We start from the raw sequence: 16,860 nt of genomic DNA, 5'->3' as shown, positions 1-16,860 counted from the left end.
GCGGAGCGCTCAGGGTTCCGCGAGCGCGGCGAGCAGGCTCCGGGCATCGGGGCTGCGGTCGAGCAGGGCGCCCACATGGTCCCGGGTCCCCCGCAGCGGGTCACGCATCGGCACCCGCTGGAGCGTCGGGGCACCCGGGATGTCGAACACGATCGAGTCCCAGCTCGCCGCGGAGATGTGGCCCGCATAGCGCGCGAGCGCCTCGCCGCGGAAGTACGCCCGCGTGTCGGCCGGCGGACGCACCGCGGCGCGTTCGGCCGAACCCTCCTCGATGAGCCGCTCGACGGCGCCCGCCTCGAGCAGCCGGTGGTAGAGCCCCCGCTCGGGCCGGACGTCGGACCACTGCAGGTCCACCGCGGCGAGGCGCGGGTGGTCCCACGCCAGGTGGTCGCGGCGCCGCAAGCCCTCGAGCAGGCGCAGCTTGGCGAGCCACTCCACCTCGCGCGCGCAGCTCGCGGGATCGGTGCCGAGCCGTTCGAGCAGCGAGTCCCACCGGTCGAGGACGTCCCCGGTCTCGGCGTCGGGCACGTCACCGAGCACGAGCCGCACCGCGGCGAGGTACTCGCGCTGGACCTCGAGCGCGGTGAGCCGCCGGCCGTCGGCGAGGTCGAGCCGGGTGGTCAGGGTGAGGTCGTGGCTGACGGCGTGCACGGCCCCGACGGGGTCCCGCAGCGTGAGCCGGTCGATGGCGGCGAGCGCCGTGGCCGCGGCTCGCGGGGCCGCCGTGGCGACACTCTGCTCGAGGAGCCAGAGCACGAGGGAGGTCGTGCCGAGCTTGAGGTAGGTCGCGGTCTGGAGCAGGTTCGCGTCCCCGATGATCACGTGCAGCCGGCGCCAGCGCTCGGGGTCCGCATGCGGCTCGTCGCGGGTGTTCACGATCGGCCGTCGCAGCGTCGTCTCGAGGCCGATCTCGGCCTCGATGTAGTCCGCCCGCTGGGACAGCTGGAAGCCCGCGGTCTCCCCCCGCTGGCCGAGGCCCACCCGTCCGGCCCCGGTGAACACCTGGCGGGTCACGAAGAACGGGATGAGCCGACGGGCGAGATCCGCGAACGGGACCGCCCGGTCGACCAGGTAGTTCTCGTGCGTCCCGTAGGTCGCACCCTTGCCGTCCACGTTGTTCTTGTACAGCGCGACGTCGGGCAGGCCGGGGTTCTGCGCCAGCGCGCGCACGGAGGCGAGCATGACGATCTCCCCCGCGCGGTCCCACCGCACGCCGTCCATCGGGCCGGTGACCTCGGGCGAGGAGTACTCGGGATGCGCGTGGTCGACGTACAGCCGGGCGCCGTTGGTGAGGATCACGTTCGCAGCGCCCGGGTCGTCGTACTCGTCGACGATCGGCCGCGCGAGCTCCTGGAGCTTCTCGGGCACGGCGGCGACCCCAGCCGTCCTGGCAGAGCCAGCAGAGCCAGCCGGGCCGGCAGAGCCAGCAGAGCCGGCAGGGCCGACGTCGCCCGAGGGCGCGAGCCGCGTCGGGTCGTCGGTCAGCATCGACGGCTGGGCGGAGGCGCGCTGGAGGCGGAAGCCCCGGGCGTCATGGAGCGGGTCCTCGTCGTCGTAGTCCCACTTCGCCCGGGTGCGCGACCCCTCCAGGGCGGGCACGTGCGCCGCGACGACGTACGAGGAGAGCAGCATCGGGTTCGCCGTCGGCCGCCCGGGCTGCAAGATCCCGTACTCGGTCTCGATACCCATCACGCGGCGCACAGTCACGCGGCCACCCTAGTTCGCTCGCCGCTGCCTCTCGCGGGCAGATGCGGCGGCCTCACCCGGAGCGGCGGTCAGAGGTACTGCCCCGTGCTGGTCACGGTCTCGATGGTCCGCGGCGAGTCGGAGCCCTTCTTGCTCGTGACGATCGTCCGGATGAAGACGATCCGTTCGCCCTTCTTGCCCGAGATCCGCGCCCAGTCGTCCGGGTTGGTCGTGTTCGGCAGGTCCTCGTTCTCCTTGAACTCGTCGACGCACGCCGCGAGCAGGTGATCGACCCGCAGCCCGCGCTGCCCGGAGGCGAGCAGGTCCTTGATGGCCGCCTTCTTCGCGCGGTCGACGACGTTCTGGATCATGGCACCGGAGTTGAAGTCCTTGAAGAACAGGATCTCCTTGTCGCCGGACGCGTAGGTCACCTCGAGGAACCGGTTCTCCTCGCCCTCGGAGTACATCCGCTCGACGACCCGATGGATCATCGCCTCGACCACCGCTACCCGGTCCCCGTCGTGCTCGAGCAGGTCATCAGCGTGGATCGGCAGGTCCGGGGTGAGGTACTTCGCGAAGATCTCCTTCGCCCCCTCGGCGTCGGGCCGCTCGATCTTGATCTTCACGTCCAGGCGCCCGGGGCGCAGGATCGCGGGGTCGATCATGTCCTCGCGGTTCGAGGCGCCGATCACGATGACGTTGTCGAGCCGCTCGACCCCGTCGATCTCGGAGAGCAGCTGCGGCACGATCGTGGTCTCGACGTCGCTGGAGATCCCCGTGCCGCGGGTGCGGAAGAGGGACTCCATCTCGTCGAAGAACACCACGACGGGTGAGCCCTCGGAGGCCTTCTCGCGCGCCCGGGCGAAGATCAGGCGGATGTGCCGCTCGGTCTCCCCGACGTACTTGTTGAGCAGCTCCGGACCCTTGACGTTGAGGAAGTAGCTCTTGGCAGATCCGGGCGCCTCGCCGCGGGCCGCCGCAGCGGTCGCCGCGAGGGAGTGCGCGACCGCCTTGGCGATCAGCGTCTTGCCGCACCCGGGCGGGCCGTACAGGAGCACGCCCTTGGGCGGCTTGAGCCCGTGCTCCCGGAACAGCTCGGGGTGCAGGAACGGGAGCTCGACGGCGTCCCGGATCTGCTCGATCTGCGGCCCGAGCCCGCCGATGTCGGCGTACTCGATGTCCGGGACCTCCTCGAGGATGAGCTCCTCGACCTCGGACCGCGGGATCTTCTCGAAGACGAACCCGCTGCGCGGGTCGATCGTGAGGGCGTCCCCGACCCGGACGTTCTGCATCAGCAGCTGGCCCGCGAGGCGCACGACCCGCTCCTCGTCCGCGCGGCCGACCACCAGCGCCCGGTCGCCGTCGAGCATCTCCTTGACGGTCACCAGCTCGCCGATGGGTTCGTAGCCGCCGACCTCGACGACCGTCAGGGCCTCGTTGAGCATGACCTCCTGGCCGGGACGGATGTGGGCGAGGTCGAGCGTGGGGCTCGCTCCGACGTGCATCTTGCGGCCCGCCGACATGATGTCGACGGTGCCGTCCTCGCGCGCCGCCAGGAAGAACGCGTACGTGCCGGGCGGCTTCGCGAGGTCGTCGAGCTGCGCCTTGAGATCGATGATCTGGTCGCGCGCGGCGACGAGCGCATCCGTCAGTCGTTCGTTCTTCGCGGCCAACGCGGCGAACTGCCGCTCCAGCTCACGCTGCTGGGAGTAGCCCGGTGACTCGGTCATCGTGGGAACCCTTCTCCTCGGCGGTCGGCGAATTCCCCTACCCCGACCCTAACCATCCCTGTCAATCAGCCTGCGTCTCCAACATGCGTCACCAGCATGCGTCACTCGGCCGTGGGGGCCTGTCCGACGTCGCGCCGCACGCGCCGTACTTTCTTGGCCGAGATCGGACGCTCACCGAGGTCCTCGGCGCTCCACTCCCCGAGCACCGGCGCGTCCACGTGGCCGTCCTCGGGGTAGTTGCCCTTGGCGGGACGGCGACGCCGCGTGGGGGCCTCGACGCCGTCGGCCATCCGGCGGGTGGTCAGCAGGAAGCCGGTGTGCCCGATCATGCGGTGCTCGGGGCGCACCGCGAGCCCCTCGAGGTGCCAGCCACGAACCATCGTCTCGAAGGCCTCGGGCTCGGTGTAGCGCCCATCGAGGCGCAGGTCCTCCGCGACCCGGGACAGCTGCGTGGTCGTGGCGACGTAGACGATCAGGACCCCGCCGGGGGCGAGCGCCGTCGCGACCGCCTCGAGGTTCTCCCACGGGGCGAGCATGTCGAGCACGACCCGGTCGACCGTCCCGGGCTCGGCCACGGTCGGCAGGACGTCGGAGAGGTCGCCGACCGACAGCTGCCAGGCCGGGTGCGGCCCGCCGAACTGACCCTCGACGTTGCCGCGGGCGATCGCGGCGAAGTCCTCGCGGCGCTCGATCGAGTGCAGCGAGCCGCCGTCGCCCACGGCGCGAAGCAGCGACATCGTCAGGGCACCGGATCCGACCCCGGCCTCGACGACCCGTGCGCCGGGGTAGATGTCGGCCATCGCGACGATCTGGCCGGCGTCCTTCGGGTACACGACCTGGGCACCGCGCGGCATCGACAGGACGTAGTCGCTGAGCAAGGGGCGCAGCGCGAGGTACTCGGTCCCGGCCGTGCTGCGCACGACCGAACCCTCGGGCTGACCGATGATGTCGTCGTGCGTGAAGTAGCCACGGTGGGTGTGGAACTGGGCGCCGGCGGCGAGGGTGATGGTGAACAGCTTGCCGCGCGGATCGGTGAGCTGGACCTTGTCGCCCTCGCGCAGCGGCCCTCGCCGCATGTCGGCCCCGGTCGAGCGGGGGGCGTCGGGCCCGGTCGGGCGGGTCACGGTCGCACTGGTCACGGTCGCGCTGGGGGCCTGGCCGGTCACGGGGGGCTGCGGGTTCACGGGGGTTTCGTCGGTCACGGGGGTCGAGTCTAGGAGCGCGCGCGCCGGGTTACGCCCGCGGGCGCAGTGCGGCGACCACGTCGCGCGCGAACACGAGGCCCGTGACCCGACCGTCGACCACCACCGCCATCGCGGCGGCGAAGTGGCTGACCGCCCCGATGGCGCGCACGAGCTCGGGGCCGGTCAGCCGGCCGTCGATCACGGCGCCCACCGGCAGCGGGACCGCCACCGCCTGGACCCCGGTCCGGACCCGGGCCTCGGTCGGCACCGCCGCGGCCGCCTCGGGGTCGATGTACGCCGCCGGACGGCCGTCCGGGGCGAGCAGGACGACCTGGCTGAGCCCGGCGGCCACAGCCATCGCCTCCGCCTCGGCGAGGCTGGCCTCGAACCGGATCCCGACCGCCGGGCGGGCGACGGTCGCGACGGTGATCCCGTCGAGGGCACGCTGCGCGTGGGCGCCCCGAATCGCCTGGCTCGCTCCGCTCCACAAGAACGCCCCGATCAGCGCGGCCCACCCGACGGTGAACAGGTCGGGCTGCTCGCCACGCAAGAACGGGTACCCGATCGCCCACGCGGCGAAGACCACCGCACCGACCCGGCCCACCCAGCCGGCCACGACCGTGCCCCGCTCCCGATCGCCCGACAACCGCCACACGAGCGCCTCGAGCACTCGGCCGCCGTCGAGCGGGAGACCTGGGACGAGGTTGAAGAAGGCGACGAACGCGTTCGCGAACGCCCCCGAGAAGGCGATGATCCCCACGAGGCTGCCGGCGGGCAGGGCCTGCGCCGCGAACCAGCACGCGACCCCGACGAGCAGGTTCGTCAGCGGGCCGACGACGGCGATCAGGGCGCTCGCCCCGGGGGTCGCGGCGGCCCCCCCGAACGCCGTGTGACCACCCCAGAGCGTGATCGCGAACTCGCGGACCTCGAGCCCGCGCGCGCGCGCCACGAACCCGTGCGCGAGCTCGTGCAGGAACACCGAGACGAACAGCAGCACGACGAAGCTCAGCGCGACGAGGTAGGTGGCGACCCCGCTGATCCCGGGGGCCAGGTTCTGGACGGTGGGGGCGAACAGCACCGTGAGCAGGGCCGCGGCCACGAGCCACGACGGCGCCAGGATCACGGGCGCGCCGGCCGCCCGGCCGATCACCCAGCCCGCGGTCCGCTCGCGCCGGCGGTCGGGGGCGTTCGCAGCATTCACCGCGCCAGCCTAGAGCGGTGTCAAGGCGTCCGAGGCCTGTGGGTCGGTGCGCCTACGCTCGCGGGGTGCCTCTCCCCCAGTCCGGTCCCGTGCCCGAACTCGTATCGACGCCGATCGAGGCCGCCCCCCACGAGGGGCGGCGCAGACCCGGCCTGTCGCCGTCGAGGGCGAACGACTTCCTGCAGTGCCCGCTGCTGTTCAGGTTCCGGGTCGTCGACAAGCTCCCCGAGCCCACCAGTGAGGCCGCGGCGCGGGGAACGCTCGTGCACGCGGTGCTCGAACGGCTCTTCGACGCCCCGGCCGGGTTGCGCACGTTGGAAGCGGCCCGCGCCCTGCTCCCCGGTGAGTGGGACCGGTTGCGCACCGCCGAGCCGAAGTACGCCGCTCTGTTCGAGCCAGAATCCGAAGCCGTGACCTGGCTGGCGAGCGCCGACACCCTTCTGGGCACCTACTTCACCCTGGAAGACCCGACCCGCCTCGAGCCGCGGGAACGCGAGCTGTTCGTGGAGACCGAGCTCGCCGGGGGCCCGCTCCTGCGCGGCATCGTGGACCGCCTCGACGTGGCGCCGAACGGTGCGATGCGGGTGGTCGACTACAAGACCGGCAAGTCCCCGCGGGCGGGGTACGAGAGCTCCGCGCTCTTCCAGATGCGGTTCTACGCCCTCGTGCTGTGGCGCCTGCGAGGCGAGATCCCCAAGATGCTCCAGCTCGTGTACCTCGGCGACGCGCGGATCCTGCGGCACGAGCCGGTGGAGTCGGAGCTCCTCACGGTCGAGCGCCGGATCCGGTCGATCTGGTCCGGCATCGAGGCGACCGCCCGGACCGGCGACTGGCAGCCCCGCAAGTCCGCGCTGTGCCCGTGGTGCGCGCACCAGGCGCTCTGCCCGGCCTTCGGGGGGACCGCACCTGACGTCCCGGCGGGAGCCGTCGAGGTCGCGCTCGGGGTGCGGCCGGAACCGGTGCTGAGCTAGGTCAGGCGGTCGGGGTGAGCCGGTCGAGCGTCTGACCGCTCGCGACCCGGCCGAGATCCGCCAGGGTCAGCGTCGTCAACGACCCGATCCGGCTGAGGCCCGGCTGTGGCGGGACCGGGACCATGACCTCGATCCCGATCGTCCGTGCGCCCGACGCGAGCGCAGACGCGATCCCGGGGGGCGAGTCCTCGAGCGCGACGCAGTCCCGCACCTCGACGCCGAGCAGGGCGGCCGCGCGCAGGAACGGCTCGGGGTGCGGCTTGCCGAACGTGACCTCGTCGCCGGCCACGATCGCGCCGAACGCGTTCGCCGGGGAGGCTGCCACGAGGGCGTCGGTGAGCATCCGGTACGACATCGTCACGAGCGCGCACGGCACCCCGGCGGTCGCGAGGTCGGTGAGCAGCTCGAGCGCGCCGGGCTGCCACGGGACGCTCAGCGTGACCGCCTCGGCAACCCGGCGGACGAGGAAGTCGATGATCTCCGTGGCGCCGAGATCGACCCCGTGGGCCTGGAGGATCTCGGCCGACTCGAGCAGCGCGTTGCCGACGAGGCCGAGCGCATCCTCATGGGTCCAGACGCCGCCGTGCGCCTCGACCAGCTCCATCTCGGCCGCGATCCAGTAGGGCTCGGTGTCGACCAGAGTGCCGTCCATGTCCCACAGGACCGCCGCAGGCAGCGCGGAGGTCTCGGGCCCGACCGTCGCGACGAGCGGGTCCGCCGAGCGCGACCCGCTCGCGGTGCGGGCGGGGTCGGCGGCGGTCGGGACGGGGAGGAGGGGAACTGGCACTCGGCCAATCTTAGATCCCCACCGCGCGGCTCCCGGGTCGCCTGCGGACGTGCACCCTAGGCTGGGCAGATGACCGAGCTGGAACCAGGACTGGACCTGCCCGAACGCGAGGCGGTGATGCTGGCCGCCTTCGAGGGCTGGAACGATGCCGGGTCCGCCGCGAGCCAGGCGCTCGAGCTTCTGGACGACGCCTGGGGAGCCGCAGAGATCGAGAAGCTGGACCCGGAGGAGTACCACGACTTCCAGGTCAACCGGCCGACGGTCGCCCCCGGAGCGAACGGCCAGCGCGAGATCACCTGGCCCACGACGCACGTCTCCATCCTGACCACACCGCTGACCGGTCGCACGGTGGTGCTCGTGCACGGCATCGAGCCGTCGATGCGCTGGCGCCGGTACTGCGCGGAGCTGCTGGAGATCGCCGCGAACCTGGGCGTCCGATCGGTGATCACCCTGGGTGCGCTGCTCGCGGACGTCCCGCACACGCGCCCCATCCCGGTCACGACCACGTCCGAGGACCCGGACGTCCAGGAGGTTCTCGGGATCGAGCCGAACACCTACGAAGGCCCGACCGGCATCGTGGGGATCCTGCAGCACGAGGCCGCCCAGCGCGGGCTCCGCGCGCTGTCGCTGTGGGCTGCGGTGCCGCACTACGTCGCGCACGCGCCCTCCCCCAAGGCCACGTTGGCCCTGCTCGCCCGGATCGAGGAGCTGCTCGGTGAGCCGGTCCCGCTCGGCGACCTGCCCGACGAGTCCGCCGCGTGGCAGCAGGGCGTCGACGAGCTCGCTGCGGAGGACGCCGAGATCGCGGACTACGTCCGTCAGCTCGAGGAGGCGAAGGACACCGCCGAGCTGCCCGAGGCCAGCGGCGAGGCGATCGCGCGCGAGTTCGAGCGCTACCTGCGCCGCCGTGACCGGGGCACCGGCGGCTAGCAGCCCGAGCCCGCTGGCAGTCCGAGCCCGCTAGCAGTCCGAACCGCTCAGAGCCGCACCCCGAGCAGGGCGTTGACGGCCCGGGCGATCACTCCGGGAGCACCGTCGATGGCGTGATCCGTCACATCCCAGCCGCCCGGGGCGCCGGCGAGCGCGAGCTCGGCCCAGGCGTCCACCGCCGCGATCGCCGTCGGCGCATCGAGGTCGTCCGCCAGGGCCGATCGCATCTGGGCGAGCGTCACGTCGGCGACGGGTCCGCCGTTGCCGGAGACCGCGCTGCGCCAGAGCTCGAGGCGGGCTGCGCCGGCGACCAGGTCGGCCGGCGTCCACTCCCAGTCCCCGGCGTAGTGGTGCGCGAGGATCGCGAGCCGGATCGCCATCGGATCGTTGCCCTCGGCCCGCAGCTGCGAGACGAGCACCAGGTTGCCGCGGGACTTGCTCATCTTCTCGCCGTCCAGGCCGACCATGCCGGCGTGGACGTGGAACCGCGAGCCCAGCCCGCCGTCGAGCATGCGCGCGTGCGACGTGCTCATCTCGTGGTGCGGGAAGCGCAGGTCGACCCCGCCACCCTGGACGTCGAACGGCAGACCGAGTCCGTCGCGGGCGATGACGGCGCACTCGATGTGCCAGCCCGGCCGGCCGGTGCCGAGCGTGCTGCCGTCCCAGGCGGGCTCGCCGGGGCGCTCGCGCCGCCACAGCAGCGAGTCGAGCGGATCGCGTTTGCCGGGCCGGTCCGGGTCTCCGCCGCGCTCGGCGAACACCGCGAGCATCTCGGCGCGGTCGAGGCGCGCGACCGACCCGAACTCCGTGTCCACGGACCGATCGGCGTAGACGTCGCCGAGCTCCGGATCGGCGCCACCGGCCCCGGGCTCGTTCGGCACGCGATAGGCGGAGCCCCGCCTGAGCATCTGCTCGACGGCCAGCACGACGTCGGGAATCGACTCGACCGCGCCGACGAACACGTCCGGCGGCACGACGCCGAGCGCGGTCATGTCCTGCGTGAACAGGGCGGTCTGGTCGGCGGCGAGGTCGCGCCAGTCGACGCCGGTGGCGGTGGCCCGCTCGAGGAGGGGATCGTCGACGTCGGTCACGTTCGAGGCGTACCGGACCGCGTGGCCGGCGTCCCGCCAGGCGCGCAGCAGCAGGTCAAAGGCGATGTACGTCGCGGCGTGGCCGAGGTGCGTGGCGTCGTACGGGGTGATGCCGCACACGAACATCGTCGCCGTCGGGCCGGTGGCCGCCACGACGAGCTCGCCCGAGGAGGTGTCTCGCACCCGGATCTCCGGACCCGTCCCGGGAAGCTGAGGGATCTGCGGGGCAGGCCAGGTATGCACCCCGAAAGCGTAACCGGCGCTCCCATCGGCTCAGCGCGCAACAATGGCAACCGTGAGCCACCTCACCGCCCAGAGCGGTCCAGTCGATGTCAGCCGGGTCCTGGTGGACCACCATGGGACGTGGGTGCCGACGACGCTCGACGCAGCGGTCACCGGTCATGACGGGTCCGACCCCGCGCCCGTCTGGGTCAGCCTCGGGAACCCGGAGCAGCTCGAGTCCGTCGCGCAGCGGTTCGGCGTGCCGCTGGGCGCCGTGCAACGTGCGGACCAGCGGGGCAGGGTCGGACAGGCCCCGCGACCGCACCTCGAGCGCCTTCCCGGCGGCGGCCTGTTCCTGTCCAGCCCGACCCTGAGCTATGTCGAGCAGACCCAGGACGTGCAGACCGGGACTCTCACCATGGTGGTGGCCGGGGAGGTGATCCTCACGGTCGAGCACGGCGATGCGGGCACCGAGGCAGCCGCCGTCGAACGCCTGGGTGCGACCGACCTCGCGCCCGAGGCGGGGGCTCGCCAGGTGCTCGCCGTCCTGCTGCTCAGCCTGGTCAGCGCGACCAGCGAGGTCGAGATCGCCCTCGGCGAGGCCGTCGCGGACACCGAACGGGCCACGTTCTCACCCGAGGGCGCCAGCCCGGTCCAGCGGATCTACCGGCTCAAGCGCGAGATCGCCGAGGCGCGTCGCGCCCTCGTCCCGTTCAGCGCCGAGCTCCCGGAGCTCGTGGCCGACGACGAGGACGCGCACGGCAGCGGTCGGGCGCAGCCGTGGCTCCACCGGCTGGAGAAGGCGGCCGACCGGCTGGACCGGCGGCTGGAGGGGCACGACCGGCTGCTCGGAGACATGCTCTCGGCCTACCTGTCGCAGGTGTCCGTGCGCCAGAACGAGGACGTCCGCAAGATCTCCGCGTGGGCCGCGATCGCCGTCGTGCCCACGCTGGTGGCCAGCGTGTACGGCATGAACTTCCAGCACATGCCCGAGCTCTCCTGGTCGCTCGGCTACCCGGGAGTGATCCTCGCGATGGTCGGCTCGTGCGTCGTGCTCTTCAACGTGTTCAAGCGGTCGGGCTGGCTGTAGCCACTGCTGCTGCAGCCACTGCTGTCGGGGCCTTCGGCTGTCGGGTCGTCAAGCCCTCAGGTGGTCGGCAGCGCGTCGAGGGCGCCGGTCGCGAGCAGCAGGAGCACCAACGCCGCGAGCACGAGCCGATAGATGACGAACGGCCGGTAGCTGTAGGTCGAGACGATCTTCAGGAACGCGATGATCACCACGTAGCCGACGACGAAGGCGACGAGCGTCGCGATCAGGGTCGCGCCCAGGCTCGGGGTCCCCGGGGTGCCGAACTCGTCCAGGCTCTTCGCGAGCTGGAAGAGTCCCGAGCCGAGCACCGCCGGGATCGCCAGCAGGAACGAGTACCGCGCCGCCGCCTCACGGGTGTACCCCATCAGCAGGCCGGCCGTGATCGTTCCCCCCGAGCGCGAGACGCCGGGGATGAGGGCGAGCGCCTGCGCGAAGCCGAAGTAGACGGCGTGGCGCGGGGAGAGCTCGTCGAGGGTCCGCGTCAGGCTGGCGCGGCGGTCCGCCCAGCCGAGCACCAGGGCGAACGCCGCCAGCGTGAACGCGATCAGGTACAGGTTGCGAAAGCTGCTCTCGATGGTGTCCTGGAAGGCGAGCCCGAGCACGACGATCGGCAGGCTGCCGAGCCCGATGTACCAGCCCATCCGGGCGTTCTGGTCGTGCGCCCCCAGGCGGGACGCGCGGTCGGTGCCGTGCGCGCCGCTGACGGCCTGCCACCACGCGACACAGATCCGCGCGATGTCGCGCCGGAAGTAGAGCACGACGGCGGACTCGGTGCCGATCTGCGTGATCGCGGTGAACGCCGCCCCAGGGTCGCCCACCCCGAGCAGCTCGCCCACGATGCGCAGGTGCGCGCTCGAGGACACGGGCAAGAACTCCGTGAGCCCCTGCACCAGCCCGAGCACGATCGCCACCCACGCACTCATCCCAGCCTCCACGACGTCCATGGGGCGACAGGTTACCGACGCCCGTGGCCCCTCCCCGACCAGGGACGCGCGGGCGGGTAGGTTCACGCCATGGAACAGCGGCAGCTCGGGCGGTCAGGTCTTCGGGTCTCCCACCTCGGACTCGGCACGATGACCTGGAGTCGCGACACCGACGAGCACGAGGCGGCGGAGCAGCTGCGTGACTTCGTCGACGCCGGCGGGACGCTGCTCGACACCGCGGCGTCGTATGCCGACGGCGCCTCGGAGGAGCTCATCGGCTCGCTGCTCGGCACAATCGTGCCCCGCAACGAGGTGGTGCTCTGCACCAAGGGCGGCGTACGTCGCACCGCGAACGGCGGCGTCGTCGATGCCTCGCGGGGCGCGCTCCTCGACTCCCTCGACGGGTCCCTGGCGCGGCTGCGCACCGACCACGTCGACCTGTGGCTGGTGCAGACCCCCGACCCGCGCACCCCGCTGGCCGAGACCGTCTCCGCCATGCGCTACGCGGTCACGAGCGGGCGGGCGCGGTACGTCGGGCTGTCCAACCACCCCGGGTGGCAGACCGCACGGGCCGCGACCCTGCTCGGCGACGAGATCACCCTCGCGGCGGTCGAGGTCGAGTACTCGCTCCTGCAGCGCGGGATCGAGCGCGAGGTCCTGCCTGCGGCAGCCGACCTCGGGGTGGGGGTCCTCGCCTGGTCTCCGCTCGGGCGCGGGGTGCTGACGGGCAAGTACCGTCGCACGATCCCGGCGGACTCCCGAGCGGCTTCCCCCCACCTGGCCGGGTTCGTCGAGCCCTACCTCGGCGCCGACTCGCTCGCCGTCGTCGAGGCGGTCGCGACGGCGGCCCAGGGGCTCGGGCGGTCCCCGCTCGAGGTCGCGCTCGCCTGGCTGCAGGCCCGGACGGAGGTGAGCTGCGCGATCGTCGGCGCACGCACGGCGGCCCAGCTCCGCGGATCGCTCGCCGCCGACGGGCTCGAGCTGCCGCCGGAGATCCTGCACGCGCTCGACGAGGTCAGCGCGCCCGAGGTGGGCTACCCCGAGCGCCGCTGACTCGCCAGGTGCGACCGGCTCGACAGGTGCACCGGCGCCGGACCGCGCAGGACTACTGCTGCGCGCGCGCCCCTTCCGAACGGTCGCCGACGGCGTCGTCGGACAGGACGTCGTAGTCGTCGACGAAGGCCTCGTCGGGGACGCGGTCCTCGTCGTCGAGATCGGCGACGTCGTCCTCGTCGTCCTCCTCGTCGTCGTCCGCGAGGTCGAACGGGGTGCTCTCCCCGTAGACGCCGCTCAAGGCGTCGTCGTAGACCTCGAAGGCATCCGCGAGAACGTCGTAGGCGTCATCGACGGCGGGATCATCCTCGCTGCGACGCGAGGAGATCGCGTGAAAGTGGGCCTCGAGGGCGGCAACGAGGCGGTCCAAAGCGGCGCGCGGATCGACAGTCATACGCTGACGGTATCGCCGCTGCGTGCACAATGGCACCGACGGCCATTTCAGGCGACCGACGTGGGGCTCAGGCCACCGAACCGCACAGGATGGAGCGCTCATGAACAAGGGCGTCACAGGACGGGCCGCCGATGATTGGGCGGCCCAGGGCGGCGAGTACGAGTACCGCATGGTGCGGTTGCCACCGAGCACGAGTCGCGGCGAAGCGCGCCGGATGCTGACCGAGGAGGCGGAGTACGGGCGCTGGGAGCTGGCTCGGACCCGCCTGTTCCCCGGCGGCGCGCGCAAGGTGTGGCTGCGTCGCAAGGCCATCCGCGTGCGAAGCACCCTCGACATCCGCCTGCTCGACGACGCGTTCGAGTAGGGGCTCGCCGGAGCAAGAGCCCGCCGGAGCCGGAGCCCGCCGACGGCGCAGCCGAACCGGTCAGCAGGTTCCGAGCAGGCGGTCCAGGACGCGGACCCCGAACTTCAGCGAGTCCGTGGGGACCCGCTCGTCGACGCCGTGGAACATCCCCGGGAAGTCCAGGTCGGCGGGCAGCAGCAGCGGCACGAAGCCGTAGCCGGTGATCCCGAGCCGCGACAGGGACTTGTTGTCGGTCCCGGCGGACAGCGTGTAGGGCAGCACCGCCACCCCCGGGTCCTCCGCCCGCAGGGCCGCCACCATCGCGTCGACCAGGTCTCCCTCGAACGGGACCTCGAGCGCGATGTCCTGGTGGACGCGCTCGAAGCGCACGTGCTCACCGGCGAGCTCCGCGAGCGTGGCGAACGTCTCGTCGCCGTGGCCGGGCGGGTACCGCACATCGATCGTCGCCTCGGCGCGACCGGGGATCACGTTGGCCTTGTACCCCGCGGCGAGCTGGGTGGGGGCGGCGGTGGTGCGGATCGTCGCACCCACGAACCGCGCCGCCGGCCCGAGCGCCGCGACGAGCCGGTCGATCCCCGCCGGGTCGTCCTCGTCGAACCGGGTCCCGGTGAGGTCCGCGACGCCGGTGAGGAGCCGTCGCACGGTCGGGGTCAGGGTGAGCGGCCAGTCGTGCAGCCCGATCCGCGCGACGGCGGCCGCGAGATGGGTGACCGCGTTGTCGGGGTTCACCTGGCTGCCGTGACCCGCCCTGCCGTCGGCGATGAGCCGCAGCCAGGCGAGGCCCTTCTCCGCGGTCTGCAGCAGATACGCGCGCTTGCCGTCGATCTCGACCGAGAAGCCGCCGACCTCGCTGATCGCCTCCGTCGCGCCCTCGAACAGGTCGGGACGGTGGTCGACGGACCACCGCGCCCCGAAGGCGCCACCCGCCTCCTCATCGGCGAACATGGCGACGACGACGTCCCGCGCGGGGCGCCGACCGTCCCGCGCCATCTGCCGCACGACCGCGAGGATCATCGCGTCCATGTCCTTCATGTCGACCGCGCCGCGTCCCCACAGCAGGCCGTCGCGCTCCTCTCCCCCGAACGGGTCGACCTGCCAGTCGCTGGCCTGGGCCGGGACCACGTCGAGGTGCCCGTGGAGCACGAGCGCGCCCAGGGTCGGGTCCTCGCCGGGGAGTCGCACCACGACGTTGGCCCGGCCGGGCGCCGACTCGTAGTACTCCGGATCGAGCCCGACCTCCGTGAGCGAGGCCATCACGTACTCGGCCGCGGCACGTTCGCCGGGTCCGGACCCGTCCCCGAAGTTCGACGAGTCGATCCGCAGCAGGTCGCGACACAGCCCCACGACCTCGTCCTCGGCGGTGATGGCGGGCTCAGGTGCACGGAGAGGCATGCGGACACCGTATGCCCGCGCCAGGCTCTGGCCGCTCACGCGAGCGCCGTCGACGGCCGCTCAGGCGAGCGCGGCAGCGACGTCCTTCACCGCGTAGCCGAGCGACTCGCCGACCGCCTCGTTGTACAGCGCGCCCGCGTGCGTGGTCAGGCCGGCCGCGAGCGCCCGGTCGGCGCCCGCGGCCTCGCGCCAGCCGCGGTCGGCGAGGGCCGTGAGGTACGGCAGGGTCGCGTTGGTGAGCGCGCGCGTCGAGGTGACCGGGACCGCACCCGGCATGTTGGCGACGCAGTAGAAGACGGAGCCGTGCACCAGGAACGTCGGGTCGTCGTGCGTGGTCGCGTGGGTGGACTCGAAGCAGCCCCCCTGGTCCACGGCGATGTCCACGAGCACCGACCCGGGCCGCATCCCGGCGACGAGCACATCGGTGACGAGGTGGGGTGCGCGGGCACCGGGCACGAGCACCGCCCCGATGACGAGGTCCGCGCCGGTGACCTCCTGCTCGAGCGTGTACGCGCTGGAGGCCAGGGTGCGTACCTGGCCGCCGAAGGCGCGGTCGAGCTCCCGCAGCCGCGGCAGCGACACGTCGAGCACGGTCACGTCGGCCCGCATCCCGAGCGCGATCTCCGCCGCATGCTGCCCGGCCACGCCGCCGCCGATGATCACCACCTTCGCCGGCGCGACGCCGGGGACCCCGCCGAGCAGGATCCCGAGACCGCCCTCGCTCTTCATCAGGTGGTACGCGCCGACCTGGATCGAGAGCCGCCCGGCGACCTCGCTCATCGGGGCCAGCAACGGCAGCGACCCGTCCGGCAGCCGCACGGTCTCGTAGGCGATCGACGTCGTGCCCGCGTCGAGCAGCGCATCCGCTCCGGCACGGTCCGCCGCGAGGTGCAGGTAGGTGAACAGGACCAGGTCCTCGCGCAGGAACGGGTACTCGGCGGCGATCGGCTCCTTCACCTTGCAGACGAGCTCCGCCGCGCCCCAGACCTCGGCGGCCGTGTCGAGCAGGGCCGCACCCGCACCCGAGTAGGCCTCGTCCGCGATCGCGGAGCCGAGTCCCGCTCCGCGTTGGACCAGCACCTCGTGCCCGGCAGCGACGAGCTGGTGCACGCCTGCCGGCGTGATGGCGACGCGGTACTCGTGGTTCTTGATCTCCGTCGGGACACCGATGCGCATGATGTGGCTCCAGGGCAGTGCACGCTTCCCACGGTCGATCGACTGTGGCGTGTTCAATTCTTACGTGCCCCAGATCACAATGGTGAACTTCATGTGTTTCTGTTCTGTTTCGTCAACCGAATCTTCGGTAGCATCGCGATATGGTTACTGAATCTTCGGCGACGGTGCCCGGTCGCCGCGCTGCACCGCCAGATGTTCGGCGGCCAGTTCTCGATGAGACCGACCGGCGGATCCTGCGGATCCTCGAGCGGGATGCCCGGGTCCCGAACAACGCCCTCGCGGCCGCCGTCGGGGTCGCGGCCTCGACGTGCCTGGGCCGGGTGCGTGCCATGCGGGAGGCGGGGATCATCCGGGGGTTCCACGCCGAGATCGACCCGGAAGCCCTCGGCCGCGGGCTGCAAGCCATGATCGCGGTCCGGATGCAGTCAGGGGCACGCGGCGAGCTGGCCGCCTTCGCCCAGGGGATCGCCGCCCGGCCGGAGGTGCGTGACGTGTACTTCGTCGCGGGCGCCGACGACTTCCTGCTCCACGTCGCGGTGCGCGACACGGCCACGCTGCGGGCCTTCGTGGTCGACCAGCTCAGCGCGCGGCCCGAGGTCGCCCTGACCGAGACCAGCCTGATCTTCGAACACCTTCCCGCCGCGGGGGCCGCTCTGGCGTGAGGGT

Annotated in this window: 16 protein-coding genes; 6 read left to right on the top strand and 10 right to left on the bottom strand. The window is 72.4% G+C overall.

The features are described 5' to 3' along the window. Positions 1 to 9: 9 nt before the first annotated feature. From dop to EUA98_RS01640, 4 genes are all read right to left on the bottom strand, one after another. Positions 10 to 1,707 carry a depupylase/deamidase Dop gene (gene dop / locus EUA98_RS01655; RefSeq protein ID WP_130100927.1) on the bottom strand — a complete coding sequence of 566 codons (1,698 nt, stop codon included), beginning with the start codon at positions 1,705 to 1,707 and terminating at the stop codon, positions 10 to 12. A gap of 68 nt (positions 1,708 to 1,775) precedes the next feature. Further along, a complete protein-coding gene (arc, locus tag EUA98_RS01650) occupies positions 1,776 to 3,416 on the bottom strand; it encodes a proteasome ATPase (RefSeq protein ID WP_130100926.1) in 1,641 nt (546 codons plus the stop codon). A 101-nt stretch (positions 3,417 to 3,517) separates the two neighbouring features. Beyond that, a complete protein-coding gene (locus tag EUA98_RS01645) occupies positions 3,518 to 4,492 on the bottom strand; it encodes a tRNA (adenine-N1)-methyltransferase (protein WP_207218934.1) in 975 nt (324 codons plus the stop codon). 157 nt (positions 4,493 to 4,649) lie between these two features. Then, the gene (locus tag EUA98_RS01640) at positions 4,650 to 5,801 is read right to left on the bottom strand and encodes a site-2 protease family protein (protein ID WP_130100924.1); all 1,152 of its coding nucleotides are present in this window, start codon (positions 5,799 to 5,801) and stop codon (positions 4,650 to 4,652) included. 65 nt (positions 5,802 to 5,866) lie between these two features. Between EUA98_RS01640 and EUA98_RS01635 the strand changes: the two genes are divergently transcribed. Next, positions 5,867 to 6,772 carry a RecB family exonuclease gene (locus tag EUA98_RS01635; protein ID WP_130100923.1) on the top strand — a complete coding sequence of 302 codons (906 nt, stop codon included), beginning with the start codon at positions 5,867 to 5,869 and terminating at the stop codon, positions 6,770 to 6,772. 1 nt (position 6,773) lies between these two features. On the opposite strand, the gene EUA98_RS01630 is transcribed toward EUA98_RS01635, so the two are convergent. Beyond that, on the bottom strand, positions 6,774 to 7,559 hold the full coding sequence (locus EUA98_RS01630; RefSeq protein ID WP_242511203.1) for an HAD family hydrolase: 786 nt from the start codon (positions 7,557 to 7,559) through the stop codon (positions 6,774 to 6,776). Between the two features lie 69 nt (positions 7,560 to 7,628). Here EUA98_RS01630 and EUA98_RS01625 point away from each other — a divergent pair, with 69 nt between their 5' ends. Next, on the top strand, positions 7,629 to 8,489 hold the full coding sequence (locus tag EUA98_RS01625; protein WP_130100922.1) for a PAC2 family protein: 861 nt from the start codon (positions 7,629 to 7,631) through the stop codon (positions 8,487 to 8,489). Between the two features lie 47 nt (positions 8,490 to 8,536). Here the strand turns inward: EUA98_RS01625 and mshC are convergent, their stop codons facing one another. Then, the gene (gene mshC, locus EUA98_RS01620) at positions 8,537 to 9,823 is read right to left on the bottom strand and encodes a cysteine--1-D-myo-inosityl 2-amino-2-deoxy-alpha-D-glucopyranoside ligase (protein WP_130100921.1); all 1,287 of its coding nucleotides are present in this window, start codon (positions 9,821 to 9,823) and stop codon (positions 8,537 to 8,539) included. 52 nt (positions 9,824 to 9,875) lie between these two features. Here mshC and EUA98_RS01615 point away from each other — a divergent pair, with 52 nt between their 5' ends. Continuing rightward, positions 9,876 to 10,892, top strand: a complete 1,017-nt coding sequence (locus EUA98_RS01615) for a magnesium and cobalt transport protein CorA (protein WP_165372683.1) — start codon at positions 9,876 to 9,878, stop codon at positions 10,890 to 10,892. Positions 10,893 to 10,948: 56 nt separating this feature from the next. On the opposite strand, the gene EUA98_RS01610 is transcribed toward EUA98_RS01615, so the two are convergent. Beyond that, complete coding sequence (locus EUA98_RS01610) at positions 10,949 to 11,815, bottom strand: undecaprenyl-diphosphate phosphatase (RefSeq protein WP_130101014.1); 867 nt, start codon at positions 11,813 to 11,815, stop codon at positions 10,949 to 10,951. 90 nt (positions 11,816 to 11,905) lie between these two features. Here EUA98_RS01610 and EUA98_RS01605 point away from each other — a divergent pair, with 90 nt between their 5' ends. Next, on the top strand, positions 11,906 to 12,868 hold the full coding sequence (locus EUA98_RS01605) for an aldo/keto reductase (protein ID WP_130100919.1): 963 nt from the start codon (positions 11,906 to 11,908) through the stop codon (positions 12,866 to 12,868). A 52-nt stretch (positions 12,869 to 12,920) separates the two neighbouring features. Here the strand turns inward: EUA98_RS01605 and EUA98_RS01600 are convergent, their stop codons facing one another. Continuing rightward, positions 12,921 to 13,262, bottom strand: coding sequence for a primosomal protein (locus EUA98_RS01600; protein WP_130100918.1), 342 nt, complete (start codon positions 13,260 to 13,262; stop codon positions 12,921 to 12,923). Positions 13,263 to 13,362: 100 nt separating this feature from the next. Between EUA98_RS01600 and EUA98_RS01595 the strand changes: the two genes are divergently transcribed. Next, entirely contained in the window at positions 13,363 to 13,626 is a 264-nt protein-coding gene (locus EUA98_RS01595) for a DUF5703 family protein (RefSeq protein WP_130100917.1), read from the top strand. Between the two features lie 60 nt (positions 13,627 to 13,686). Here the strand turns inward: EUA98_RS01595 and EUA98_RS01590 are convergent, their stop codons facing one another. After that, positions 13,687 to 15,018, bottom strand: coding sequence for a M20/M25/M40 family metallo-hydrolase (locus EUA98_RS01590; protein ID WP_130100916.1), 1,332 nt, complete (start codon positions 15,016 to 15,018; stop codon positions 13,687 to 13,689). Between the two features lie 60 nt (positions 15,019 to 15,078). Beyond that, complete coding sequence (gene ald / locus EUA98_RS01585) at positions 15,079 to 16,194, bottom strand: alanine dehydrogenase (RefSeq protein ID WP_130100915.1); 1,116 nt, start codon at positions 16,192 to 16,194, stop codon at positions 15,079 to 15,081. 140 nt (positions 16,195 to 16,334) lie between these two features. On the opposite strand from ald, the gene EUA98_RS01580 reads away from it, so the two are divergent. Continuing rightward, positions 16,335 to 16,856, top strand: a complete 522-nt coding sequence (locus EUA98_RS01580) for an Lrp/AsnC family transcriptional regulator (RefSeq protein ID WP_130100914.1) — start codon at positions 16,335 to 16,337, stop codon at positions 16,854 to 16,856. The last annotated feature ends 4 nt before the right edge of the window (positions 16,857 to 16,860 follow it).

Origin of the sequence: Pengzhenrongella frigida (assembly GCF_004168625.1) — a bacterium.
Taxonomy (GTDB): Bacteria; Actinomycetota; Actinomycetes; order Actinomycetales; family Cellulomonadaceae; genus Pengzhenrongella; species Pengzhenrongella frigida.
This window is presented reverse-complemented; position numbering and strand designations above follow the sequence as displayed.